This window comes from Rhizobium sp. WSM409, assembly GCF_057653825.1.
In genome coordinates, this window is record NZ_CM172794.1 from 108,467 (window position 1) to 132,089 (window position 23,623).

The 23,623-nt window shown below is 62.4% G+C and carries 21 protein-coding genes; 13 read left to right on the forward strand and 8 right to left on the reverse strand.

The features are described 5' to 3' along the window. Positions 1 to 284 precede the first annotated feature (284 nt). The 5 genes from AC25BC_RS00585 (at position 285) to AC25BC_RS00605 (ending at position 5,994) form a co-directional block, all read left to right on the forward strand. Positions 285 to 1,562, forward strand: a complete 1,278-nt coding sequence (locus AC25BC_RS00585; protein WP_012755850.1) for an alpha/beta hydrolase — start codon at positions 285 to 287, stop codon at positions 1,560 to 1,562. Between the two features lie 184 nt (positions 1,563 to 1,746). Next, positions 1,747 to 2,997 carry an NAD(P)/FAD-dependent oxidoreductase gene (locus tag AC25BC_RS00590; protein WP_012755851.1) on the forward strand — a complete coding sequence of 417 codons (1,251 nt, stop codon included), beginning with the start codon at positions 1,747 to 1,749 and terminating at the stop codon, positions 2,995 to 2,997. A 9-nt stretch (positions 2,998 to 3,006) separates the two neighbouring features. Further along, positions 3,007 to 3,717 (forward strand): SDR family oxidoreductase, encoded by a 711-nt coding sequence (locus tag AC25BC_RS00595; protein ID WP_221966001.1) that lies wholly within the window; start codon positions 3,007 to 3,009, stop codon positions 3,715 to 3,717. Between the two features lie 15 nt (positions 3,718 to 3,732). Next, complete coding sequence (locus tag AC25BC_RS00600; RefSeq protein WP_012755853.1) at positions 3,733 to 4,770, forward strand: 4-hydroxyproline epimerase; 1,038 nt, start codon at positions 3,733 to 3,735, stop codon at positions 4,768 to 4,770. Positions 4,771 to 4,875: 105 nt separating this feature from the next. Then, a complete protein-coding gene (locus AC25BC_RS00605; RefSeq protein ID WP_017993194.1) occupies positions 4,876 to 5,994 on the forward strand; it encodes an IS4 family transposase in 1,119 nt (372 codons plus the stop codon). A gap of 322 nt (positions 5,995 to 6,316) precedes the next feature. Here the strand turns inward: AC25BC_RS00605 and AC25BC_RS00610 are convergent, their stop codons facing one another. After that, positions 6,317 to 7,246: an IS110 family RNA-guided transposase gene (locus tag AC25BC_RS00610; RefSeq protein ID WP_222077623.1), complete on the reverse strand. Its 930-nt coding sequence runs from the start codon at positions 7,244 to 7,246 to the stop codon at positions 6,317 to 6,319. A 264-nt stretch (positions 7,247 to 7,510) separates the two neighbouring features. Further along, positions 7,511 to 8,194, reverse strand: a complete 684-nt coding sequence (locus AC25BC_RS00615) for a TetR/AcrR family transcriptional regulator (protein ID WP_012755855.1) — start codon at positions 8,192 to 8,194, stop codon at positions 7,511 to 7,513. A gap of 81 nt (positions 8,195 to 8,275) precedes the next feature. On the opposite strand from AC25BC_RS00615, the gene AC25BC_RS00620 reads away from it, so the two are divergent. Then, entirely contained in the window at positions 8,276 to 9,016 is a 741-nt protein-coding gene (locus tag AC25BC_RS00620; protein WP_012755856.1) for an SDR family NAD(P)-dependent oxidoreductase, read from the forward strand. Positions 9,017 to 9,518: 502 nt separating this feature from the next. Here AC25BC_RS00620 and AC25BC_RS00625 read toward each other — a convergent pair. The 4 genes from AC25BC_RS00625 to AC25BC_RS00640 all read right to left on the reverse strand — a co-directional run bounded on the left by AC25BC_RS00625 (position 9,519) and on the right by AC25BC_RS00640 (position 14,132). Beyond that, a complete protein-coding gene (locus AC25BC_RS00625) occupies positions 9,519 to 11,066 on the reverse strand; it encodes a putative bifunctional diguanylate cyclase/phosphodiesterase (RefSeq protein ID WP_012755857.1) in 1,548 nt (515 codons plus the stop codon). Between the two features lie 431 nt (positions 11,067 to 11,497). Beyond that, complete coding sequence (locus AC25BC_RS00630; RefSeq protein WP_012755858.1) at positions 11,498 to 12,172, reverse strand: hypothetical protein; 675 nt, start codon at positions 12,170 to 12,172, stop codon at positions 11,498 to 11,500. A gap of 252 nt (positions 12,173 to 12,424) precedes the next feature. Then, positions 12,425 to 12,901 carry an RbsD/FucU family protein gene (locus tag AC25BC_RS00635; RefSeq protein ID WP_012755859.1) on the reverse strand — a complete coding sequence of 159 codons (477 nt, stop codon included), beginning with the start codon at positions 12,899 to 12,901 and terminating at the stop codon, positions 12,425 to 12,427. Beyond that, entirely contained in the window at positions 12,885 to 14,132 is a 1,248-nt protein-coding gene (locus tag AC25BC_RS00640; RefSeq protein ID WP_012755860.1) for an ROK family transcriptional regulator, read from the reverse strand. The genes AC25BC_RS00635 and AC25BC_RS00640 overlap by 17 nt, the downstream gene beginning before the upstream one ends. 228 nt (positions 14,133 to 14,360) lie before the next feature. On the opposite strand from AC25BC_RS00640, the gene AC25BC_RS00645 reads away from it, so the two are divergent. The 7 genes from AC25BC_RS00645 to AC25BC_RS00675 all read left to right on the forward strand — a co-directional run bounded on the left by AC25BC_RS00645 (position 14,361) and on the right by AC25BC_RS00675 (position 21,251). Then, positions 14,361 to 15,380: a sugar ABC transporter substrate-binding protein gene (locus tag AC25BC_RS00645; RefSeq protein ID WP_003556143.1), complete on the forward strand. Its 1,020-nt coding sequence runs from the start codon at positions 14,361 to 14,363 to the stop codon at positions 15,378 to 15,380. 155 nt (positions 15,381 to 15,535) lie between these two features. Next, complete coding sequence (locus AC25BC_RS00650) at positions 15,536 to 16,600, forward strand: ABC transporter permease (RefSeq protein WP_012755861.1); 1,065 nt, start codon at positions 15,536 to 15,538, stop codon at positions 16,598 to 16,600. Between the two features lie 2 nt (positions 16,601 to 16,602). Next, positions 16,603 to 17,385, forward strand: a complete 783-nt coding sequence (locus tag AC25BC_RS00655) for an ATP-binding cassette domain-containing protein (protein ID WP_003556145.1) — start codon at positions 16,603 to 16,605, stop codon at positions 17,383 to 17,385. After that, positions 17,382 to 18,014 carry a nucleoside triphosphate hydrolase gene (locus AC25BC_RS00660; protein WP_012755862.1) on the forward strand — a complete coding sequence of 211 codons (633 nt, stop codon included), beginning with the start codon at positions 17,382 to 17,384 and terminating at the stop codon, positions 18,012 to 18,014. The genes AC25BC_RS00655 and AC25BC_RS00660 overlap by 4 nt, the downstream gene beginning before the upstream one ends. Before the next feature lie 111 nt (positions 18,015 to 18,125). Further along, positions 18,126 to 19,172, forward strand: coding sequence for a dihydroorotase (gene pyrC / locus AC25BC_RS00665; protein ID WP_012755863.1), 1,047 nt, complete (start codon positions 18,126 to 18,128; stop codon positions 19,170 to 19,172). A 173-nt stretch (positions 19,173 to 19,345) separates the two neighbouring features. Next, positions 19,346 to 20,524, forward strand: a complete 1,179-nt coding sequence (locus AC25BC_RS00670; protein WP_012755864.1) for a GGDEF domain-containing protein — start codon at positions 19,346 to 19,348, stop codon at positions 20,522 to 20,524. Between the two features lie 190 nt (positions 20,525 to 20,714). Next, complete coding sequence (locus AC25BC_RS00675) at positions 20,715 to 21,251, forward strand: glyoxalase superfamily protein (protein WP_012755865.1); 537 nt, start codon at positions 20,715 to 20,717, stop codon at positions 21,249 to 21,251. A 232-nt stretch (positions 21,252 to 21,483) separates the two neighbouring features. Here the strand turns inward: AC25BC_RS00675 and AC25BC_RS00680 are convergent, their stop codons facing one another. Continuing rightward, positions 21,484 to 22,431 (reverse strand): IS110 family RNA-guided transposase, encoded by a 948-nt coding sequence (locus AC25BC_RS00680; protein WP_012755866.1) that lies wholly within the window; start codon positions 22,429 to 22,431, stop codon positions 21,484 to 21,486. Between the two features lie 503 nt (positions 22,432 to 22,934). Continuing rightward, on the reverse strand, positions 22,935 to 23,564 hold the full coding sequence (locus AC25BC_RS00685) for a glutathione S-transferase family protein (protein ID WP_012755867.1): 630 nt from the start codon (positions 23,562 to 23,564) through the stop codon (positions 22,935 to 22,937). Between the last annotated feature and the right edge of the window lie 59 nt (positions 23,565 to 23,623).

The window sequence follows — 23,623 nt, forward strand, 5'->3', positions numbered from 1 at the left end:
GCGCTCTTACATCGGACTGACAACACTCCTCCTCCCAGTTGTCAGTCAGGATCAAGAGCCCGGCGCACCTCCTCCCGCGTCGGGCTTTTTTCTTTTCCCCCCCAAATCTTCCGCCCTAAATCGAAATCGATCGGTTGCCGATCCGCGCAACGCCAGTCCTGCGTTTTCACGAGGGATTGCGCAAAACAAAGGCTTCCACCGCCCGCGGTTTGACTCGGCAAGCCTCGTCGGACTATTTGAACGGGCGCCGCCTGTCCGGTGCGTGAACCGATTGGAGTTTGGTCATGATCGGCAAAAGAGGCGGCTTGCCCGCGGCTCTGACAGGTCTTCTGATTGCAACGATGGCGCTCGCCGGCTGCGGCGGCAGGCCGGTCGGTGTCATGCAGGCGGCCGGCACCGCGGCCCCCGGCACCTCCAAGGTCGACCTGCTCGTCGCGACGACGCGCGCTGCCGACGACAATCCCGCCGTGCTTTTCTCCGGCGAACGCGGCACCGGGCTTGCCGTCAATGCCGTCGACGTCTCCATTCCGCCGGAAGCCAATCGCAAGGTCGGCCAGGTGCAATGGCCAAGCCGCCTGCCGGCCGATCCGCTGCGCGATTTCGTCACAGTTTCTGTCGATCCGCTGGAAGGCGAGCGGGCCGGCGAGACGTGGCTGAAGTCCCATATGCCGAAGAGCCGCCGCGTACTGGTCTTCGTCCACGGCTTCAACAATCGTTATGAGGATGCCGTCTACCGCTTCGCGCAGATCGTCCACGATTCGCATGCCGACGTTGCGCCCGTCGTCTTCACCTGGCCTTCGCGCGGCAGCATCTTCGATTATAATTACGACAAGGAAAGCACCAACTATTCCCGCGACGCGCTGGAGGAATTGTTGACCCGCACCGCCGCCAATCCCGCCGTTAGCGACGTCACCATCATGGCCCATTCGATGGGCACCTGGCTCACCGTCGAAGCGCTGCGGCAGATGGCGATCCGCAACGGTCATGTCGCCTCGAAGATCAACAATGTCATCCTCGCTTCGCCGGATCTCGATGTCGACGTTTTCGGCCGCCAGTTCGCCAGCCTCGGCAAGGAAAGGCCGCACTTCACCATCTTCGTCTCGCAGGACGATCGCGCTTTGGCGCTGTCGCGGCGCATCTCCGGCAATGTCGACCGGCTCGGCCAGATCGATCCTTCCGTCGAACCCTATCGCAGCAAGCTCGAAGCGGCCGGCATCACCGTGCTCGACCTCACCAAGCTCAAGGGCGGCGACCGGCTGAACCACGGCAAATTCGCCGAAAGCCCCGAAGTGGTGAAGCTGATCGGCGACCGGCTGATTGCCGGCCAGACGATCACCGATTCCAATGTCGGCCTCGGCGAGGCCGTCGGCGCCGTGGCGATGGGCGCTGCCCAGACCGCCGGAAGTGCCGTCAGCGTCGCCGTCAGCACGCCGATTGCGATCTTCGATCCGCGCACCCGGCGCAACTACGATGCCCAGCTGAAACGTCTCGGCCAGTCGATGAACAATACCGTCGGTTCGGTCGGCGACAGCGTCGGCGCCGGCCTGCCGGCAAGCCAGTAAAAATTCCACAGAGCAATTCCAGCAAAAGTGCACAGCGGTTTTGCGTTTCGGAATTGCGAAAAAAACAAAGAAATAGAGAATTTCCGTGATTCGGAAAAAACGGAAATTCTCTAGGCATCGCATCTTGATGTGATATATCAGATTCACGACGGCAATTTTGTCTGCCGTGCGATGGGTTGATGGCATGGCGGATGAGACGAAGAAGACGGTAGCGGTCGTCGGCGCAGGCGTGATCGGCGCCTCGATCGCTTTCGAGCTGCAGCGGCGCGGGTTTGATGTGACGCTGATCGACAAGGGCGAGCCGGGTCGCGGCACCTCTTTCGGCAATATGGCAAGCATCGCGCTCGATTTTGCCGCCGGTTCCGGCCCTTCGACCTGGAAGAAGATCCCCGGCTGGCTGCTCGATCCGGAAGGTCCCGTCTGGCTGCGGCCCTCCTATGCCGCCAGGATGCTGCCCTGGTTCCTGCGCTTCCTCGCTGCCGGCCGGCCCTCGCGCCTCCGAGAGATCGAGGATGCCGGCATGCGCCTGTCGAACCGGGCGCTCGGCGATTTCAGGCAGATGCTCCAGGCGATTGGCGCACCCGAGTTGATGACCGAGGAGGGTTGTCTCGCGATCTACGAGACCGAGGCGGAATTTGCCGCCGACCGTGGCCATCTCGCCATGATGCAGCGCTACGGCCTCGAATTCGAGGTTTTGAGCAACGGCGCCATCCAACATTACGAACCCACTTTGTCACCGGCGATCGCCAAAGCCGTACTGCTCCCCGACAACAAGTCGATCCGCGACCCCTACAAGCTGGTGGTCAAACTCGCCGATGCCGCAAAGGCTGCGGGCACGACCTTCGTCTCCGGCACTGTCAGGAATATCGAGCGCAGGGGCGATGGCACGGCCGTCGTTCTCCTCGAGGATGGCAGGCGGATCGAGGCCGGTTCGGTCGTGCTTGCCGCCGGCGTCCACACCCGTTTCCTCGCCGAAAAGCTCGGCGAGCCGATCCCGCTCGAAACTGAGCGCGGCTATCACACGCAGATCATGAAGCCCGGCATCGCGATGCGTTATTCGGTGATCTGGCCGCATCGCGCCTTCATGGTGACGCCGACGGCGGGCGGCATCCGGGTTGGCGGCAATGTCGAGCTCGCCGGCCTCGATGCCGCGCCCGATTTCCGCCGTCCGCGGGTGCTGGTGCGCCATGCCCAGCGCGCGCTGCCCGGCCTGAAGGTCGAGGAGACGACGGAATGGATGGGGCACCGTCCGGCGCTGCCCGATACGATCCCGATCATTTCGCCGTCGTCGAAACTGCCCGGCGTTTTTTATGCGACCGGCCACGGCCATCTCGGCCTGACCTTTTCGGCAACGACAGCGCTGGTGATCGCCGATATGGTGACCGGGCTCAAACCATCCCTCGATATGACCCCGTTCCGCATAGACCGTTATTAGGAGGCCCCGATGTCCGATACCACCAAACCCGTAGCGCTGATCACCGGCGGCGGCCGCGGCATGGGCGAGGCGATCGCCCGCGAGCTCTCGGCCCAGGGCTATCGGCTGGCGCTGATGTCGCCTTCGGAAAGCTGCGAGAAGCTGGCGGCTGAACTTGGCGGCGTCGCTTCGCGCGGCGTGGCCGAAAAGGCCGAGGATCTCAAGGCGATCTTCGACCTGACGATGAAGACCTATGGCCGCATCGATGCCGTCGTCAACCTGAGCGGCCATCCGCCGAAGGGCGACCTGCTCGATATTTCAGACGAGAACTGGACGCTCGGTTCCGACATGATGATCCTGTCGCTGGTGCGCATGGCCCGCCTGGTCACACCGGTTATGCTGAAACAGGGCAAGGGCGCCTTCGTCAACATCACCACCTTCGCCGCCTACGAGCCGACGCTGGTCTTCCCGGTTTCCTGCACCTACCGCGCCGCTGCCGGCGCCTTCACCAAGCTCTATTCCGATCGTTATGCGGCCGATAATATCCGCATGAACTGCATCCTGCCGGGTTATATCGATAGTCTCAACCACAAGCCCGAGACCGCCGAGAAGGTGCCGATGAAGCGCATCGGCCATGTGGAGGAGATCGCCAAGACCGCGGCCTTCCTGCTCTCCGACGGCGCGGGTTATATCACCGGCCAGAATATCCGCGTCGATGGCGGCGTCACCCGTCACGTCTGATCTGGAGTTTTCGATATGAGATGGAAGCGCACGATCCAGCTGCTGGATGTCCACGCCGAAGGTGAGATCGGCCGCGTCGCGATCGGCGGCGTGCCGAAGATCCCCGGCGAGACCATCGCCGCCCAACTGCATTGGCTGAACACCGATCCGAAGGGCGACGAACTGCGCCGCTTCCTTTGCCTGGAGCCGCGCGGCGCGCCGATCGGCTCGGTCAACCTGCTGCTGCCGGCACGGCACCCGGAGGCCGACGCCGCCTTCATCATCCTGCAGCCCGATCAGGCGCATGCGAGCTCCGGCTCGAACTCGATCTGCGTCACCACGGCACTGCTCGAATCCGGCATCGTCGAGATGAAGGAGCCGGAGACGATCGTGACGCTCGAAACCGCCGCCGGCCTCGTCAAGGCGACGGCAACCTGCCGAGACGGGCGCTGCGAGAAGGTCAAGCTCACCATGGTGCCCTCCTTCGTGCATGAGCTCGATGTCGCGATCGACACGCCGCATTGGGGAAGGATCAAGGCCGATATCAGCTATGGCGGCATCTTTTATGCGCTCGTCGATGTCGGCCAGATCGGTCTGACGATCGAGAAGGCCAATGCCGCCGGCCTCGTCCAGGCCGGCATGATCCTCAAGGAGCTGATCAACCGCGACATCAAGGTCGTCCATCCCGAGATCCCGGCGATCTCGGGCGTCGCCTATGTGATGTTCCGCGACACGGAAGCCGATGGCACGGTGCGCACCTGCACCACCATGTGGCCGGGCCGGGCCGACCGCTCGCCCTGCGGCACCGGCAATTCCGCCAATCTCGCCACCCTTTATGCCCGCGGCAAGGCCAAGGTCGGCGACACCTTCACCTCGAAGTCGATCATCGGCTCCGAATTCGAAGTCGGCCTCCAGGCGGTGACCGAGGTGGCCGGCCGCCCCGCCGTCATCCCCACCATCACCGGCCGCGGCTTCACCTTCGGCCTGACCCAGGTAGCACTCGACCCCTTTGACCCGCATCCGAACGGTTTTGCGCTGACGGATGTGTGGGGGCCATCGGCTGGGGAGATTTGACTGCGAGGAGCATGGTTCGCGCCGATGGTTGCCCCTCACCCTAACCCTCATATGCGCTAGGTTTAGCCCTGGACATAAGGAATCTGGTTGTGATTCAAGCTTTGGATGAAGATTCGTCCTGAGGTTTTGGATCATTGGCCGGAAGTGCGCGAGCGGCTTCCGGCGGGTTTTGACTTGGAAGCAACGGCGCGGTTGCGCGGTGCTTTTACGCGGGTGCGGGAAATCAAGAATGCCGAGACGCTGTTGCGGCTGGCACTTGCCTATGGCGGCCTTGGCATGTCGCTACGCGAGACCTGTGCATGGGCCGAAGCGGGCGGGATCGCCCGTTTGTCAGACCCATCGCTGCTTGAGCGGCTGTGCAAAGCGGCGCCTTGGCTTGGCGACATCGTGGCCGCGCTGATTGCCGAACAGGCCAAAGTGCCGACGGGGCGCTTTGCGGGATATCGCTTGCGTGTGCTCGATGGAACGTCGATTTGCCATCCAGGCGCTGACCGCACGACATGGCGGTTACATGTCGGCTACAACTTGGCAACGGCTCAGGTCGATCAGCTTGAGTTGACCGACATCCATGGTGCCGAGAACCTTCAGCGCCTTACCTACGCACCCGGCGATATCGTGCTGGCCGATCGCTACTATGCAAGACCGCGCGACCTGCGGCCGGTGATCGACGCCGGTGCAGACTTCATCGTGCGGACCGGCTGGAACTCGTTGCGCCTGTTGCAGACGAATGGCGAGCCCTTTGATCTGTTTGCCGCACTCGCCGCTCAGCAAGAGCAGGAAGGCGAGGTGCAGGTTCGTGTCCACGAAGGCATGACGGGGACGCCGCCACCACCGCCGCTGGCCCTGCGCCTCATTGTCCGACGCAAGGATCCGCAACAGGCCCAAGCCGAGCAGGAGCGTCTGCTCAAAGCCGCCCGCAAGCACGGCAAAAAACCCGATCCGCGCAGTCTCGAGGCGGCGAAGTACATTCTGCTGCTGACCTCGCTGCCGGCCACCACCTTCCCGCCGGCCGATATCCTCACCCTCTATCGCTTCCGCTGGCAAATCGAGCTGGCGTTCAAACGGTTCAAGAGCCTGGCCGGCCTCGACAGCTTGCCGGCCAAGAAGCCGGAACTGGCCCGGGCATGGCTCTACGCCAGACTGATCGTCGCCATCATCGCCGAACAGATTGCCGGGCAAGTCCCGGACTCTCCCCCCTCTGGATGTGGCAACCCCACTGGCTAGCCCCCCATTGGCAAGCCCATCGCGCTGGCGTCTCATGAAGATCGCCCTGGCCACCATTTGCGCCGCCATCCGCGGACCACTTCTGTGGCAGGCCGTCTGTAATCTCGTCACGCGAAGTCGTCGCCACCTCTGTGAGCCGCCGCGACGACGCCGAAAACAATGCGACGATCTACACGCTCGCTTAACCTAGCGCATATGACCCTAACCCTCTCCCCGTAAAAACGGGGAGAGGGGACGTGCCATGCAAGAGGCCAATGGGGAACGGAAAGGTCGCGGCATATGCCCTTCTCCCCGCAGGCGGGGAGAGCGACTGTCTTGTTTGTCAAGCGGTTTGCCATGGTCGTCCGTCCCTGATGATGGCGTTGAGGATGGTGAGTAGCTTGCGCATGGTTGCGACGATGGCGACGATCTTGGGCTTGCCGGCCGCGACCAGCCGGTCGCGGAAGGCCTTGAGGTCGGGGTTGTATCGGCTGGCGACGAGGGCGGCCATGAATAGGACGGCGCGCACTTTGCCTCTGCCGCCACCGATGAAGCTCTTGCCTTTCCATTTTCCCGACTGCCGCGTCCATGGGGCAAGACCAGCCAGCGATGCGATCTGGCGCCGGTCGAGGCTGCCGAGCTCCGGCAGTTCGGCCAGCAGCGTGCGCGCTGTCGTCGCTCCGACACCCGGCACCGAGGTCAACAGCGCCTCGCGCACCCGCCAGACCGGCGACTTGCGGATATGGCTGTCGAGATCGGCATCGAGGCTTTCGAGCTCGCGCCGCAAGGCTTTCAGCAAGCGCTTGATGCTTTTCTGCGCCTGCTTTGCCAGCGCCATGCGCAACCGGTTCTCCTCGGCCACGATCATCTGCACGATCTGGCGCCTGCGGGCCACAAGCTCGGAAAGAGCCTGCGTCTCGGCATCGCGCAACGGCCGGATCTCGGGCTTCGTCGCCAGAACGAAGGCGGCGATGACGGCGGCATCGATCGGATCGGTCTTGGCCTTGCGGCCGATCGCATGGGCATAGGCGCGCACTTGCGCCGGATTGACGACAAGGACCGTCAATCCTGCCGATGACAACCCGGCCACCGCCAGCGTCTCGTAGCCACCCGTCGCCTCAAGCGCGATCGCATCGGCGCCGATGGTTTTCAACCGATCAATCAGTTCATCGATGCCGGCATGGTCATTGCTAACGGCAAAGGCTTCCGCTTGCGGTAGGACCGCCACGTCGAGCCGATCCTTCGAAACATCGATGCCAACGATCTTTTCCATCTGATCCCATCCTTGCCTAATCGGGCTTTGCCTTCGCAAGCGGCCCTGGCGACTGTTCGGGTTCAATGGAACAGCGGATGGAGACCCACGCTCTCCCACGGGCTTGGTGTCCCAAAGGTGCATCGGTCTTCCATCCGCCACCGCAACAGGCATTACAGCGCCAAGAGCGGGTAAAGGGAAGTTACAAAGGTGGCGGCAGCCGGATGAGGGGCAGCGGCACGCTCCAACGATCCTACGGAGCTTCCGCGACCGACTGCCTAAAGGTTACGCATGATCGGCGTAAGTCTGCCTGCGCTCAGAATCCCCGGTTCGAGTGTCCCAACCCAGCATGGCCAACTCGGCGACTGCCTCCAGTTCGCCGCGGGTCGCGCCGTCGCGGGCCAGGATCGACATGCCGTTCTGAACGGTCTGGACGAAACGGGCGAGTGCATGGACGTCGGTCGAGACGGGAATTTCGCCCTCTGATATCGCCTGGTTCAGGCGCAGCTTCAGGCGGTCGAGCGTGACGGCGCGGGCGGCTCGCACGAGTTCGCCGAGTTCCACATGGCCCTCGCTGCCGACCGAAGAGAGCGCCACCATGCAGCCGCGGGGAATATCCACGACACAGCCGGTCAGGGCAGCGGCCGAATCCATCAGAAACGACCTCACCGCCTCACGGGCCGTGCCCGCGGAAAAGAAGCCTCCCCAGACGAGCGCCTCGTTGTTGTCGCGATAGTGGCGCAGCGCCTCGGCATAGAGCGCCTCTTTCGAGCCGAATGCCGCGTAAAGGCTCGGCGATCCGATCCCCATCGCCTCGGTGAGGTCGGCGATCGAGGTCGCCTCGAAGCCCTTGATCCAGAACAGGCGGGTCGCCTGCGCCAAGGCTGCTTCCCGATCGAACGCCCGCGGCCGTCCGCGCCCGCGGGTCGGGGTTTCATCGACGTTCGAGGTCTCATCCGATTTTTGCATCGATCATTATATAAACCCATTGACACCCCATCGCAACGTGCCTAGCTATTTATGTGTCGATCACTACAGAAAGAGAAGATCATGACAGAACTGGCTGGAAAGCGTGCCCTGGTCACAGGTGGCTCGCGTGGCATCGGTGCCGCCATCGCATTGGCGCTTGCCGACAAAGGCGCGGATGTCGCCATAACCTATGAGCGTTCGGCCGATCGCGCCGCCGAAGTCGTCCGAGCGATCGAGGGCAAGGGCCGCAAAGCGCTTGCCATCCAGGCCGACAGCGCCGATCCGGCGGCCGTGAAGCGCTCGGTCGACGAGGCCGCCCAGGCACTTGGCGGTCTCGACATTCTCGTCAACAATGCCGCAATCGCGCTTTACGGTGCGATCGCCGACGTCAGCGTCGAGCAGATCGATGCGCTGCTGGATGTCAATGTGCGGTCGCCTCTGCTCGCTTCGCAGGCCGCCATTCCCTATCTGCAGGCGGGAGGCCGCGTCATCACCATCGGCTCGGTCGGCGCCGAACGCATCGTCGGCGACACCGGCACGGTCTATTACATGACAAAATCCGCGCTCCACTCGTTTACCCGCGGCCTCGCGCGGGAACTCGGATCTCGCGATATCACCGTAAACCTCGTTCAGCCGGGTTCGACCGACACCGATATGAATCCCGCCGATGGCGACTTCGCCGATTTCCAGCGTGCCCTGATCCCACTTGGCCGTTATGGCGAGCCGGAAGATGTGGCGGCTGCTGTGGCTTTCCTCGCAAGCCCTGCTGCAAGGCACATCACCGGCACCATCCTCACAGTGGATGGCGGCTTGAACACCTGAATCGGGATCTGTTGCCTGCGTCGGCAAAAACGGGGGGTCGACAGATGTTGGTCCCTCTTTTCGTCCCGATGACCCCCTCACTCCAACCCGGACCCCGTTGAGGAGAAGAGAGAGCTAAGCCGCGGCACCCTCCAATATACCTCATCCTGAGGTGCGATCCGCAGGATCGCCTCGAAGGACACGCCGCAACGCCGCTCCTTGCATGATCCGGCGCCGCAATACCCGCCTCGTCCTTCGAGGCCCCTGCGGGGCACCTCAGGATGAGGCTCTCTTAAACGCCGCCGCTCCGGGCGCTGGCGAGGTGTCAGCGTCCGCACGATGCTTCGTTGGATGCGCCGCTTGACCCGAGGATGTCACGGAGGCGACGACGGCCGGCGTGCTTCTCTCTTAAGCTTTAAGATGATGTTTCGGAGAGCATGGACGGCCGGTCGGCCAGGTGGACAGCGCTTGTTCGACGACAGCCTCGAGCATCTCGCGGCTGAATCCGACACGCCGCGGCCCATCAACCGCGTTGCAAAATTCTAGTGCTGACGTGATCTGTGGCAAGCTCCGCGGCCGGGGCTGGCCTACCAAGCAGATATCCTTGGCCGATGTCGCAACCCAGATCCTGAAGCCGCTGAAGCTGGCTCTCTTCTTCGATACCCTCGGCGGTTATCGTCACGCCAAGTCCCGCACCGAGAGCGATGATGGCCTTGATCACCTTGTCCTGCTTATCATTGGTTTCGAATGAAGAGACGAAACTCCTGTCGATCTTGATCTTATCGAACCGGTAGTTGGATAGTTGTGAGAGGCTGGAATAACCTGTTCCAAAGTCGTCGAGAGCAATCCTGACGCCGGCGTTCACCAGATCGTCGAGGACGATTCGCGCAGTGACGGCGTCTTGGATGATGGCGCTCTCCGTCACCTCAAGCTCGACCCTGTGCGCCGGCAGACCGACATCGCCCAATATCTTGAGAATTCTAAGCCCCAGCAGTCGGTCGCTTAGTTGGATCGGAGAAAGGTTGAATGACAGGACGAGCTCATTTGGCCAGGAAAGCGCATCGGCGCAGGCGTGGCGAAGCAGCTGGTCTGTCAATTCGACGATCAGACCGGCTTCCTCTGCCACCGGAATGAATTCGTTCGGTGGGATGAATTCGCCGGAGGCCGTCTTCCAGCGTGCCAAGGCCTCGAAGCCGATAATCCTATTCGTTTTCAGGTCCACGAGCGGCTGATAGTAGGGAACGATCTCTGCCTTCTTGATGGCTGCTCTCAGATCAGCTTCCAGCCGGACCCGCTTCGCCAACTCGTCCTGCATCGAAGGCACGAAGGGCTTCACCAGATTGCGCCCCTGCTTTTTGGCGACATACATCGCACAGTCGGAATGTCGAATGACCTGACCGAGGTCATCGCCGTTCTCCGGAAAAAGCGCGAAGCCGACACTGGCGCCGAGGTCGACGGCGACACCATTGAATGTGAACGGCTTGCCGATCACGGTCACGATGCGGTTCCCCAACGCAACAAGATCGGGATTTCCAGTGCGCCGCGCCAGAACAACGAACTCGTCTCCCCCAAGGCGGAAAACGCGCTCACGGGGAAAGAGGGAAGAGAGCCGCTGAGCAACAGTCTTCAGCACCGCATCACCGTGATCATGCCCCAGGAGATCATTGACCTTCTTGAAGCCGTCGAGATCGATGCTGAACACGGCATAGGTCTCTTGTGCCCTCTGATCGCTCATCGCCTGCGCGCATATAGAATCCAGAAATCTGCGGTTAGGCAGTTCGGTCAGCGTGTCGTGACAGGCAATCCAGTCTACGTTCTTTTCGGCCTGCAGCCTGCGATGAACCTCCCTCGAAAGATCCCGGATCCTCAGCGCGGAATAGATGAGCCCGAGAAACCCGGAGATATTCAGGGCGAGGAGCGCGTGGTCCAGCGGATAGTCATGATGCTTCTCGATAAACTCATCCAGCCCTTCATGCCATTGGAAGAGCCAAGATAGGCAGAAGAGAAGCAGGAAGATCGCGAGCCAGGCAACGATCTCGATCTGCGGTCTGGTTGGTTGGCTGCGAGGCATATGAACAGGCTCCTGTTGTGTGAAGAGCCGTCATGGCCAGTTTGGTACGCTCGTATCACCGAATGCCGATGACGGATGGCGCAACTTCACGGCATCGGCGGTCCTACGCCGTGATCGAAGACCGCCTCAATTCATTCGGGCGGAATTAAGAGGGCCGGTATCGCAGTGGCTGATGAAGCCGCGCAGCACCGACAAATCCCAAAGATCGTCTATGCGCCTGGTAGGTTAATGGTGGATTGCCTTTGCGAAGGCACGGGAGTTTCGCTGCGCACAATGGATATCTTTGCCGCAAATTGGATGAGGATTCGGTTCCGGTCCATCGGTCGCTGCACACAGCCATTCTTTCGATCGGCTGAAGAATCCGCCGGAGGATCGGCATCGAACCGACCGCCGTCAGACCCCGGATGGGTGCCGGGCGCATCCCGGAGCGATCAATCTGCCAGCATGGTATCCGCCAGGCTGTAGCAGTGGCTCGCCTGATAGGCGTTCCGACCTCGGTTCATGTGCGTCACATTGAAAGTCCGAATGGCGCGCAAGATGCGGCGCTCCGCGAGGAATTTGCGGATCGAGGCCGAGCCCCGCACAGTGATGCCGAAAATGTCCTCGCCGCGCGGAAAAAAATAACCGACGTCTTCGGGCGTCGTGACGCAGTCCTCGAGAAAAGGCTCGTCGACATCGCCCTGCGCGGGTGAATGGTCCGTAGTGAAATGCGAAAGATGCACGAGGAATCGTGCACGCAGGCCCTCGCCGTCGGCATAGAGCGTGAAAAGCTCCATCCAGCTCGCATTGACGCGGATGAGCGGCTTGTCTGAGGTCGAGGGCAGACAAGAAACCGACCAGTAGTGACGCTCGGTCTTGCGAGGGATGGGGATGCAGGTTTGCCCATATACCCTGAGAATTTCCAGAACGTCTTGCGCCTGCGGGCGACGAAGCAGCTTCTCGTACCGGGCGACGTATTTGAACCGCTGTTCCAGGGACTCCGAGCGCTCTTCGGCGTCGATCAAATCCGCCTCGCCTTCTACCCAATCGCGCTGCTGCTCAGGATCCAGAAACTTGCGCAGACCAGTGGTGCTGCGACGAGGGACCGTGCTCATGTCTGGTGCCATGTGAGACCCGTCTCCTCATCGCTTCACCGGCCTGATCCCGCACGTGTCCATAGAGCCGCGCGACGTCCGCTCCTGGTGGTGAGGCGCCGTTCGCAGCATTTGGCTTGCCGAGCGGTTTGCCGGCGCGGCGGACCAACGCAACCGCCGCACCATAACATCCATCGAACGAATGGCGAAAGACTGACCTTCAGCAGGACCGAAAGCCAAAGCTTACCGACGACCAAACCGCTGTGCACTTTTGCCGGAATTATTCTAATAGACGAACGGATCGACTCCGGCCGCGGCATGGGTGCCCGGCTCTTTCGGATAGATCACGCCCTTGCGCAGGATGATGTTCGCATAGAGCCTGGGCTCGCCAGTCTGGATCAACGCATGGGCGGTCTTCACCCTTCCGTAGAAATCCTGGCCGATCAGCGGCACCACCTGCCGGTGCGGCTCGTGGCGGGCGCAGCAGTCGATCATCTCCTCATGCACCGGGTCGAGCTTGTCGCGCTCGGCCTTGACGGTCGAGCGGAAGATCGCTTCCGCCACGAAGTCGTCGATCGGCAGCACGCTGAGCACGGCATTGAGGACCGGGATGAGGTGGTGGCCGTCGAGCCGGATCAGCCGGCGGGCATGTTCGACGCCCGGATAATTGCCGTCGACGATGGCGATCTCGTCGCCGTGACCCATGGCGCGAAGCGTCAAAAGCAGCTCCGGGCTCAGCAGCGGGTCAAGTCCTTTCAGCATGGTCTACCTCCTTGAAGAGTACGTTCTGGTCGGTGAGGTAACGCGCAAAGATCGGCAGGCTGGCGCCGCCGATGGCGCGCGCCTGCGCGCCGACCGCGCCCTCGATGATTTCGGGCATGACGACGCCCTGCAGGTCGAGCTTGGCGGCTTCGTCGATCGTGGCCTGCACCACCCGGCTGCGCACCCAATCGGGAAAGCCGCCGTCGATCACAGCCGCGCTGAAATCGACGATCGAGGCGGCGGCAACGATCGCCTGCGCCAGCGCCTTGGCGCTGTCCTGGATCCAGGCTTCCATCGGCTCGCCGAAATCCACCCAGCCGTCGGCCGAATACCAGAGCGGCTCGGGATCGATGCCGCGCTCGCGCAGCATGTTTTCGAGCACGAAGATCGAGGCGATTTCGAGCAGCTGCATCGTCTCGCCGTTCTTGCCGCGCACCGGCAGCGGCCCGATCGCGCCCGCCGTGCCGGTGCGGCCGGAAAAGATCGCCGAATTGAGCACGATGCCGCCGCCGATGAAGGAGCCGATGAAGAAATAGACGAAATCTGGGTAGGACGGTCCGACGCCGAAGACCAGTTCGGCGCCGCAGGCGCTGGTCGCATCGTTCTGCATGAAGACCGGATGGGAGACGCGGGCGGCGATGTCGGCCTGCAGGTCGACGTCGCGCCAGACCTCCATGGCGCCCGGCGGGGCGCCCACCTCTTCGGCCCAGTTCCAGAGCTCGAAAGGGGCGGCGATGCCGAGGCCGGCGATGCGGCTACGTTGCTTGTCGTCGAGCCGGTCTTCCAGCTCCCGGATGCCCGAGGTGACGAAGGCGAGGATTTCATCCGGCAGCGGATAGGCATAGGTCCGGTGCAGCTGCATGCGGATGCGGCCGACGAAATCCATCAGCACCAGATCGGCGCTGCGCCGGCCCATCTTCAGGCCGAAGGAATAGACGGCATCGGGATTGATATGCATCGGGATCGACGGCTGGCCGACACGGCCGCGCACCGGTTCCCCGCGCGACAGCAGCCCTTCCTTTTCCAGCACCCGCATGATGACGGAGACGGTCTGCGCCGACAGTCCGCTGCGACGCGCGATATCGGCCTTCGACAGCGTGCCGTAGAGACGCACCAGCGACAGCACGAGCCGTTCGTTATAGGCTCGCACCCTGACCTGGTTCGCACCTCCGGCCGGATTCAGAATTGGTGGCGGGACCGGCGTGTGTTCCGGTCCATCCAAGGTCGACATGGCCGCTCCTCCCGATCGTTGGCCTATGCCCGAATTCGATGGAGCATGCCACATCGAATTAATAATTCAATTGGATTTATTTATTGACAAGCCGATTTCTTTTCGCTCTTAATTGCCGTCGTCAAGGGCACGGGACCGCTGGGAGGCATTAGCGATCCACGGCGAAGTGTCATATCTTAAGCTTCCGGCCCCGCAGGGGCGGCGCCGGCAAACTCTGGGAGGAGTTCCATGAAGAAATCTGTTCTCGCTTTCGGCGCGCTCGCGCTTGGTGTCACCTTTTCCGCTCCTGTTATGGCGGCTGACGTTGCTGCCTGCCTCATCACCAAGACCGACACCAACCCCTTCTTCGTCAAGATGAAGGAAGGTGCGACGGCCAAGGCCAAGGAACTCGGCGTCTCGCTGAAGTCCTATGCCGGCAAGGTCGACGGTGACAGCGAAAGCCAGGTGGCCGCGATCGAAAGCTGCATTGCCGACGGCGCAAAGGGCATCCTGATTGCTGCTTCCGACACCAAGGGCATCGTGTCTTCGGTCAAGAAGGCCCGTGATGCCGGCCTGCTGGTCATCGCGCTCGACACGCCGCTCGAGCCGGCCGATGCCGCCGACGCCACCTTCGCCACCGACAACCTGCTCGCCGGCAAGCTGATCGGCCAGTGGGCCAAAGAAACGATGGGCGACAAGGCCAAGGATGCCAAGGTCGGCTTCCTCGACCTGACGCCGTCACAGCCGACGGTCGACGTTCTGCGCGACCAGGGCTTCATGATGGGCTTCGGCATCGATCCGAAGGACCCGAACAAGATCGGCGACGAGGACGATGCTCGTATCGTCGGTCATGACGTGACCAACGGCAATGAAGAAGGCGGCCGCAAGGCCATGGAAAACCTTCTGCAGAAGGATCCGAGCATCAACGTCATCCACACGATTAACGAGCCGGCCGCTGTCGGCGCCTATCAGGCGCTGAAGGCCGTCGGCATGGAAAAGAACGTGCTGATCGTCTCGGTCGACGGCGGTTGCCCGGGCGTGAAGTCGGTCAAGGAAGGCGTCATCGGCGCTACCTCGCAGCAATATCCGCTGATGATGGCAGCCCTTGGCGTCGAAGCGATCAAGAAGTTCGCCGACAGCGGTGAAAAGCCGAAGCCGACCGAAGGCAAGTCCTTCTACGACACCGGCGTCTCGCTCGTCACCGACAAGCCGGTTTCCGGCGTCAAGTCGATCGACACCAAGGAAGGCACGGACAAGTGCTGGGGCTGAGCCCTGATTGTTGAAAGCAGACCGGCCGGGGCTTGATCCCCGGCCGTTTTCGACGGACGATGTGCCGTCGCCTCACGAACCGGCTAATCAAAGACCGGATGGATATCGGTGACGGCCCCCGCGCGAGTTCGGCGCGCGGATGCGGAGGAGGAACCATGACCGGAACACAGGAATTCGAACGTGTCCTCGACGGCAGCGACAAGAGCGTTGCCTCCTTCGAGCACGAGAAAGTCTCGCTGATCAAGCGCGCGCAGCATTTTCTGCACTCGACGCCGGCCGCCGTGCCGCTGATCGTGCTGGTGCTGGCGATCGTCATCTTCGGGATCACCATCGGCGGACGGTTCTTCTCGTCCTATACGCTGACGCTCATCCTGCAGCAGATCGCCATCGTCGGTATTCTCGGCGCCGCCCAGACGCTGGTCATCCTGACCGCCGGCATCGATCTTTCGATCGGCGTCATCATGGTGATCTCGGCGGTCATCATGGGCAATGTCGCCATCACCTACGGCATACCGACGCCGATCGCGGTCGCAGCCGGCATGCTTGTCGGCGGCCTTTGCGGATTGCTGAACGGCTTCCTCGTCGCCTACATGAAGCTGCCGCCCTTCATCGTCACGCTCGGCACCTGGAACATCGTCATGGCGACGAATTTCATCTATTCCGCCAATGAGACGATCCGCGATACCGACGTCGACGAAAAGGCGCCGCTGCTGCATCTTTTCGCCGTGAGCTTCAAGCTCGGCAGCGCCGTGCTGACCCTCGGCGTCATCGCCATGGTGCTGCTCGTCCTGGTGCTCTGGTATGTCCTCAATCACACCGCCTGGGGCCGGCATGTCTATGCCGTCGGCGACGATCCGGAGGCAGCCAAGCTCTCGGGCATTCAGACCAAGAAGGTGCTGCTGACCGTTTACGCCATCTCGGGTGTCATTGCCGGCTTGGCCGCCTGGGTCTCGATCGGCCGCAACGGCTCGATCTCGCCGTCGTCGGCCGTCACCGATTTTAACCTCCAGGCGATCACCGCGACGGTGATCGGCGGCATCTCGCTGTTCGGCGGCCGCGGCTCCATTCTCGGCACGCTCTTCGGTGCGATGATCGTCGGCGTCGTGTCGATGGGCCTCAACATGCTCGGCGCCGACCCGCAATGGAAAGTCCTTTTGACAGGCGTGCTGATCATCGCCGCCGTCGCCATCGATCAGTGGATCAGAAAGGTTTCGGTGTAATCATGGCTCGCGAACCCCTTCTCACCGCCCGCGGTCTCGTCAAGCGTTATGGACGCGTGACCGCGCTCGACAATGCCGATTTCGACCTCTATCCGGGTGAAATCCTCGCCGTCATCGGCGATAACGGCGCCGGCAAATCCTCGCTCATCAAGGCAATATCGGGCGCGGTTACCCCGGACGAGGGGGTGATTACCCTCGAAGGCCGGCAGGTGCAGTTCCGCTCGCCGATGGAGGCGCGCGACGCCGGCATCGAGACCGTCTATCAGAATCTTGCTTTGTCGCCGGCGCTGTCGATCGCCGACAACATGTTCCTCGGCCGCGAGATCCGCAAACCGGGCGTGCTCGGCTCGATGTTCCGCATGCTCGACCGGCCGGCCATGGAAAAGCTGGCGCGCAACAAGCTGTCCGAACTCGGCCTGATGACCATCCAGAACATCAACCAGGCAGTGGAAACGCTCTCCGGCGGTCAGCGCCAGGGTGTTGCGGTCGCCCGTGCCGCCGCCTTCGGCTCGAAGGTCATCATCATGGATGAACCGACGGCCGCGCTTGGCGTCAAGGAAAGCCGCCGCGTGCTGGAGCTGATCCTCGACGTGCGCGCCCGCGGCCTGCCGATCGTGCTGATCTCCCACAACATGCCGCATGTCTTCGAGGTGGCCGACCGGATCCATATCCACCGTCTCGGCCGGCGGCTGACGGTGATCGATCCGAAGGAATACACCATGTCCGACGCCGTCGCCTTCATGACCGGCGCCAAGGCGGTGCCGACGGAGCCCGTCGCCGCATGAATGCACGCATCGATGAAATCGCCGGCGAGGTGCTTGACCGCGCCGGCCATTCCAAGCGTTTCCTGGTCGCCATCGCCGGACCGCCGGGTGCCGGCAAATCGACCATGGCCGACAATCTGGCGGAAGCGCTGAAGGCCAAGGGCGAAAGTGCCGAAGTCCTGCCGATGGATGGCTTCCACATGGACAACGCCATCCTGATCGAACGCGGCCTGCTGGCGCGCAAGGGGATTCCCGAGACCTTCGATGTCCGCGGTTTCCTCGATATCATCCGCGCCGTCAGGCTGGCCGATCAGGAGGTTCTGGTGCCGGTCTTCGACCGCTCGCGTGAACTCGCCATTGCGTCGGCTCGCCCCGTTTCCCCGGATCACCGCTTCATCATCGTCGAGGGCAATTATCTGCTCTTTTCGCTGGGCAAATGGGCCGAACTCGAAGGCGTCTTCGACTTTTCGATCATGCTGGCGCCGCCGATCGAGGTGCTCGAGGAGCGGCTCTGGGCGCGCTGGCGCGGTTACAACCTCACCGAGGAGGCCGCCAACGCCAAGGTCTACGGCAACGACCTGCCGAACGGCCGGCTGATCCTCGAAAACCGCCGCCCGGCCGATGTGACGCTGGAGATCGCGCTGGCGTAATACCGCGCGACACGCAGGAAAAAAGAGCTAAAGCGCGTCGCATGATTCAATTTCAATGCGGCGCGCTTTAGTGTTATCGAGACGGCAGACGCATCGCTTCGGAGGCCTGCCATGCAATCGATCACCATCCGCCGTCCTGATGACTGGCACCTGCATCTGCGCGACGGCGCCATGCTGGAGGGCGTGATCGCCGATACGAGCCGCACCTTCGCCCGCGCCATCATCATGCCCAATCTCGTGCCGCCGGTCGTCACGTCAGCTGACGCCAAGGCCTATCGCGAACGTATCCTCAAGGCCTTGCCTGATGGCCATCGCTTCCAGCCGCTGATGACGCTTTATCTGACCGAACATACCAGCCCCGATGACGTCGAGGAGGGGAAGAACAGCGGCCTCATCACCGCCGTCAAGCTTTATCCCGCCGGCGCCACGACCAATTCGCATGGCGGCGTCCGCGATATGGAAAAGGCGATGCCGGTGTTGGAGCGCATGGCAAAGATCGGCCTGCCGCTCTGCGTCCATGGCGAGGTGACGACGCCGGAGGTCGATATCTTCGATCGCGAGGCCGTCTTCATCGAAACCGTGCTCGATCCGCTGCGCCAGCGCCTGCCGGAGCTGAAGGTGACGATGGAGCATGTGACGACATCCGATGGCGTCGATTACATCAAGACGGCCAAGGGCAATCTCGCCGGTTCGATCACCACCCACCATCTGATCATCAACCGCAACGCCATCCTCGTCGGCGGCATCCGCCCGCACTATTACTGCCTGCCCGTCGCCAAGCGCGAAAACCACCGGCTGGCCTTGCGTGCGGCGGCCGTCAGCGGTGATGCCCGCTTCTTCCTCGGCACGGATTCCGCCCCGCATGTCGATCCGCTGAAGGAATGCGCCTGCGGCTGCGCCGGCATCTATACCTCGGTCAATACGATGAGCTGCCTCGCCCATGTCTTCGAGCAGGAGGGCGCTCTGGAGCGGCTCGAAGCCTTCGTGTCGCTGAACGGGCCGGCCTGGTACGGGCTTCAGCCGAACGAGGAGCGCATCACCCTGGCGAGGCAGGCCGACCCGGTCGTCTTTCCCGCGAGGATTGAAACCGGCGCCGGTCCCGTGACGGTGTTCGATCCGATGTTTCCCCTGCATTGGCAGGTGGTACAGCAGGCGTAAGCTTTCAGATTTCAATTTTAAATAGAATATTCATCTTAAACTTCGGCGCGACGTTAAACGCGTAACATTTGTATTGTGCGGTGCATCATTTGTTAACGGATGCATAAGACATTCCTCCTCGCGGACCCATAAGCTGCCATTCGAAGCGACAATAGCTGCGGAGACTGAAAAGCATGATGCTTGACTATAACTCCCTCCTGTTGGCGCTCGGCGTCTCCGCGGCCTGCCTTGCGGTGACGCTGATGGGCAGCTGGCTTGTCCGTCGCTCGGAAACCGTGCTGCTCACCGCCACCGTCGGCCTTGTCCTCGTCGTCAGCGGCATTTTCGTCTATAGCGCCTATGTCGATACGCCGGAGACATGGCTCGGCGTCGCCAATTTCGTGCTGTTTCATGCCGGTTTTGCCACCATCTGGGGGGCCGGCAAACAATTCCTCACCGGCCGGGTGTCTCTCCCCGCCATCGCGATCCGCGCGCTTGCGGCGATGGTCTTCTCCGTCGTGCCGATGCTGTCAGGCTATGACGGCCTGGCCTTCATCGCCGACAATCTTGCCATCGCCCTTTTGCTCTTTGCCACCGCCCGGCAATACTGGCTCGCCCGTGCCGAAGCACCGGCGCCGCTCCTCGGCATCACGGTGCTCTATACGTTGACGGCGATCTCCTTCGTTCTCTGCGCCGCGGTGCTGATTTCAGACGGCAAGCTGGTGCTCGGCAAAGCCCCCAGCAACTGGGCCGAAGATCTGAGCCTTGCCGTCTGCATCGCCGGCATGACCGGGATCGGCGCGCTGTCGCTGGCGCTGCATCAATGGCGGCTCGCTGCCCGCCATCGCCTCGATGCGATCACCGATCCGCTGACCGGCCTGCTCAACCGCCGCGCCCTCTTCGACCAATACGGCACGCGCCCGATGGGAACGACGACGGCCGTCATCGTCTTCGATATCGACCATTTCAAATCCGTCAACGATCGCTTCGGCCATGCCGCCGGCGACCGCGTGCTCAATGTCTTTTCCGGCGAACTTTCGGCGCATTGCCGCACCGGCGACACCGCTGCCCGGCTCGGCGGCGAGGAATTCGTGCTGGTGCTGAAGGAGATCATGCCCGGCCGGGCGGAACTGACGGCCGAGCGCATCCGCCGGGCGTTCGAGGCGCGCGAGATCCATATCGACGACGAGGTGCTGACATGCACGGTCAGCGTCGGCGTCGCCCCCGGCCGTTCGAAGAGCTTGGATTTCGACACCATGCTGAGTGCCGCCGACAAGGCGCTCTATGTCGCCAAGCGCGCCGGCCGCAACCGGGTCGAGCTTGCCAGCTACCTCAAGGCGGTTCCCGTCGAGGCAACACGCACCGCGTCTTGATTCCTGACCGACCCTCTCATATTATCGCCCTCGGCCGGATGCGGCCAGCCGCCCCGCGACGCTTCTGCGTTAAGGTGAATGTATCCAGACAACATCCTTCACATCCCTTGCCGTTTGGCGATCGATGGCGAACGGGTCAGCAGACGCGGGCACTGATCTTCCTGTTTGCCGCCAACGGAAGGATGACATCATGCGCGATTTTCGCGATGCCAAGCTCATGGCAAAGACATTGCGGCAGGCCCTTGCCGACCGCGACATTTCGCTCACCCACAGCGAGACGCTCGAAATCGTCGCCCGGCAGTTCGGGCTCGATCAGTGGAATATCCTCTCGGCAAAGATCGATGCGGCGGGGGCTAACCCCTCTGCCATCGGCATCGAGCCGCCGATGCCGATCTTCCGCATCTTCTCTGTCGAAAAGGCCATGGAGTTCTATTGCGGCTTTCTCGGCTTCCATCTCGATTGGGAGCACCGTTTCGGCGAAAACTTCCCACTCTATTGCCAGGTCTCGCGCGACGGCATGGCGCTGCACCTCAGCGAACATTCCGGCGACGCCAGCCCCGGCGCCAAGGCCTTCGTCCGCGTCGCCAATATCAGGGCCTATCACGCCGAGCTCTCAGGCAAGGACTACCGCTACATGAAGCCCGGCGTCGAGCAAGCGCCGTGGGGGCTCGAGATGACCGTCATCGACCCCTTCAGCAACCGCATCGCCTTTTGCGAGCAGAAGTAGCCGGCCAACTCGTCTTTAGTCACGCTCCGGCTAAGGAGAGACGCAAGGCGCTGCCACATGTCTCTTCTCCCCGGCGGGGAGAAGAGGGAGCCGCGGTACCCTCCAACGTACCTCATCCTGAGGTGCGCAGCCCGCAGGGCGAAGCCTCGAAGGATATGCGGCAACACTGCTTCCTGCATAGATCCGACGCCGGAACGCCCGCCTCGTCCTTCGAGGCCCCTTGCGGGGCACCTCAGCAACCGTGTTGTTGGGGCTGGTTCCATGGGGTTCGTCTTTTAAGAATAGTGTTGATCATGATGATGAGCTTTCGCATGGCGGCGACGATGGCGACCTTGGGCGGTTTGCCCGCGTCGCGCAGCCTTTTGTGGAAGGTCTTGATGGCCGGGTTGCAACGGATGGCCGAGAGCGTAGCCATATAGAGGGCGCATCGGACGGTGGCGCGGCCGCCGGCGATATGGCGTTGTCCACGCCATGTGCCGCTGTCGTGAGCGATGGGGGCGACGCCGACGAGGGCTGCGAGCTTCTTGTCGTCGATGGCGCCGAGTTCGGGCAGTTCGGCGATGAGCACGGCGGCACTGACCTCGCCAATGCCCGGCACGGTCAGCAGCAGATTGCGGCGTGCGGCCATGTCGGGCTCGGCCTCGATGGCGAGCGCGATGGCGGCATCGACGCGGGCGAGCTGAGCCCTGAGGGCGGCGAGGGTCTCGCCAATCAGCGCTGCGACGGCCTCAGGCGCATGCTCGAGGCGGTTCTTCTCGGCGACCGCCATGTCGATGAGTTGGCGACGGCGGGTGACAAGCGCAGCAAGCGCGATGCGGCCGTCGTCGATATGGGGGATCTGTGCCGGCCGCATCGCTCTGGCGAAGTGGAGCGTGACGCGGGCGTCGACCTGATCGGTCTTGGCCAAACGACCGCTGGCCCTGGCGAAGTCGCGCACCTGGCGGGGATTGACGACGGCGACGGCAATACCGGCGGCCATAAGCGTTCTGACGATTGCCATCTCGTAACCGCCGGTCGCCTCGACGACGACAAGCTCTGCGCCGGCCACTGCCGCAGTGAGTGCGGCACAGCCTGGCGCATTGTTGTCGAAGCGGACAACGGCGCGTTTGCCCTCAACGGCAACGTCGAGATGGGCCTTCGAGACATCGATACCGACCATGAAAGATTGCTGGATATGCATGACTGCTCCTCCTTGCAACGCGGGCTCGAAGCCCAACCAACCGTTCGAGCGAAGACATGGCGACGGAGATGCTTGCTGAGGTACGAGTTCAAGACCCAAGGATGACACGCATCCCCGCCGCACAGCCCCTTTATACAGCAACGGCAACGTACAAGGATGAGGCTCTCTTGAATGCCGGCGCTCCGGGGCGCTGGCGCGGGACGGCGCCGTGGGTCGCGGGCATGCCTGCCGAGAGGAGCAAAATGAATACCTTCCAGTCTTCGTCCTAACGTTTCTGTCGATTTTTTTCGGATGGTTATTCTATGAAAGGTACTGGAAGTTCCGAGGTTGCATATCGCAAGCCCTATCCAGTTGCCTCACTCCCGACGGTGACAATCTAACGCAAGGCGGCTCTCTGTGGGCTGGTTTGGCAGGGCTGTTCTTGTTGCTCGCTGTGATCTCAGCCTGGCGCGCGTTCCGCACCCGGGATGCTGGCAAATAGCCGGAACGAGTAGGACTTTGTCTTAGCCGGCCGAATGTGGGTCCATACTATAGGGATAGACCGGATGATCGGCGCCGATGGCATCCCGAACGCGGCCGGACCAGGCAGAAAACGTAGGATAGGCTGCGAGAGAAAAGCCGCAATCCTCGGCCCGGTGGCTATAGGCGTAAACCGCGATATCCGCGATCGTCAGCTGCTGGCCGACAAGAAACAGGCTGTCGGTCAGCCTGCGATCGATGGCGGCAAGCGCGCGGGCTGCGGCTTCGCGCTTGCCCGCGACCATGCTCTGGTTACGCTCCAGCCGTCCCGTCAACGTCCAGAAGCGCAGCGAGCCGATGACCGGCTCGACATGATACTGTTCGAAGAACAGCCATTGCATGACCTTGGCGCGCAGATAGTGATCTGACGGCAAGAAGCGCGTGCCCTCGGCAAGAAAAGTGAGGATCGCATTGGATTCGGCGATCGCACGACCATCGTCGAGTTCGAGAACCGGGATGGCGCCCACCGGATTGAGTTCCAGGAACGTCTCGGTGCGGTTCTCGCCCTCGAAGATCGAGACGATACGGCTGTGATAGGGCATGTCGAGCAGGCCGAGCAAAACCCGGACCTTCCAGCCATTTTGCGACGGCAGATAATCGTGAAGCGTAAACATGACGGTCCTTTCGCGGCGATTGCCCAACATCGCATGCCCGCCCGGGGCCAACCACCCGA

Bases quoted from the DNA above. Each gene is read 5' to 3' on its own strand.
- AC25BC_RS00685 (WP_012755867.1), bottom strand. From the start codon at position 23,564: ATGTTTACGCTTCACGATTATCTGCCGTCGCAAAATGGCTGGAAGGTC.
- AC25BC_RS00675 (WP_012755865.1), top strand. From the start codon at position 20,715: ATGCGCGATTTTCGCGATGCCAAGCTCATGGCAAAGACATTGCGGCAG.
- AC25BC_RS00680 (WP_012755866.1), bottom strand. From the start codon at position 22,431: ATGCATATCCAGCAATCTTTCATGGTCGGTATCGATGTCTCGAAGGCC.
- AC25BC_RS00600 (WP_012755853.1), top strand. From the start codon at position 3,733: ATGAGATGGAAGCGCACGATCCAGCTGCTGGATGTCCACGCCGAAGGT.
- AC25BC_RS00645 (WP_003556143.1), top strand. From the start codon at position 14,361: ATGAAGAAATCTGTTCTCGCTTTCGGCGCGCTCGCGCTTGGTGTCACC.
- AC25BC_RS00610 (WP_222077623.1), bottom strand. From the start codon at position 7,246: ATGGAAAAGATCGTTGGCATCGATGTTTCGAAGGATCGGCTCGACGTG.
- AC25BC_RS00605 (WP_017993194.1), top strand. From the start codon at position 4,876: ATGAAGATTCGTCCTGAGGTTTTGGATCATTGGCCGGAAGTGCGCGAG.
- AC25BC_RS00660 (WP_012755862.1), top strand. From the start codon at position 17,382: ATGAATGCACGCATCGATGAAATCGCCGGCGAGGTGCTTGACCGCGCC.
- AC25BC_RS00655 (WP_003556145.1), top strand. From the start codon at position 16,603: ATGGCTCGCGAACCCCTTCTCACCGCCCGCGGTCTCGTCAAGCGTTAT.
- AC25BC_RS00650 (WP_012755861.1), top strand. From the start codon at position 15,536: ATGACCGGAACACAGGAATTCGAACGTGTCCTCGACGGCAGCGACAAG.
- AC25BC_RS00670 (WP_012755864.1), top strand. From the start codon at position 19,346: ATGATGCTTGACTATAACTCCCTCCTGTTGGCGCTCGGCGTCTCCGCG.
- AC25BC_RS00640 (WP_012755860.1), bottom strand. From the start codon at position 14,132: ATGTCGACCTTGGATGGACCGGAACACACGCCGGTCCCGCCACCAATT.
- AC25BC_RS00635 (WP_012755859.1), bottom strand. From the start codon at position 12,901: ATGCTGAAAGGACTTGACCCGCTGCTGAGCCCGGAGCTGCTTTTGACG.
- AC25BC_RS00625 (WP_012755857.1), bottom strand. From the start codon at position 11,066: ATGCCTCGCAGCCAACCAACCAGACCGCAGATCGAGATCGTTGCCTGG.
- AC25BC_RS00585 (WP_012755850.1), top strand. From the start codon at position 285: ATGATCGGCAAAAGAGGCGGCTTGCCCGCGGCTCTGACAGGTCTTCTG.
- AC25BC_RS00590 (WP_012755851.1), top strand. From the start codon at position 1,747: ATGGCGGATGAGACGAAGAAGACGGTAGCGGTCGTCGGCGCAGGCGTG.
- AC25BC_RS00615 (WP_012755855.1), bottom strand. From the start codon at position 8,194: ATGCAAAAATCGGATGAGACCTCGAACGTCGATGAAACCCCGACCCGC.
- AC25BC_RS00595 (WP_221966001.1), top strand. From the start codon at position 3,007: ATGTCCGATACCACCAAACCCGTAGCGCTGATCACCGGCGGCGGCCGC.
- pyrC (WP_012755863.1), top strand. From the start codon at position 18,126: ATGCAATCGATCACCATCCGCCGTCCTGATGACTGGCACCTGCATCTG.
- AC25BC_RS00630 (WP_012755858.1), bottom strand. From the start codon at position 12,172: ATGGCACCAGACATGAGCACGGTCCCTCGTCGCAGCACCACTGGTCTG.
- AC25BC_RS00620 (WP_012755856.1), top strand. From the start codon at position 8,276: ATGACAGAACTGGCTGGAAAGCGTGCCCTGGTCACAGGTGGCTCGCGT.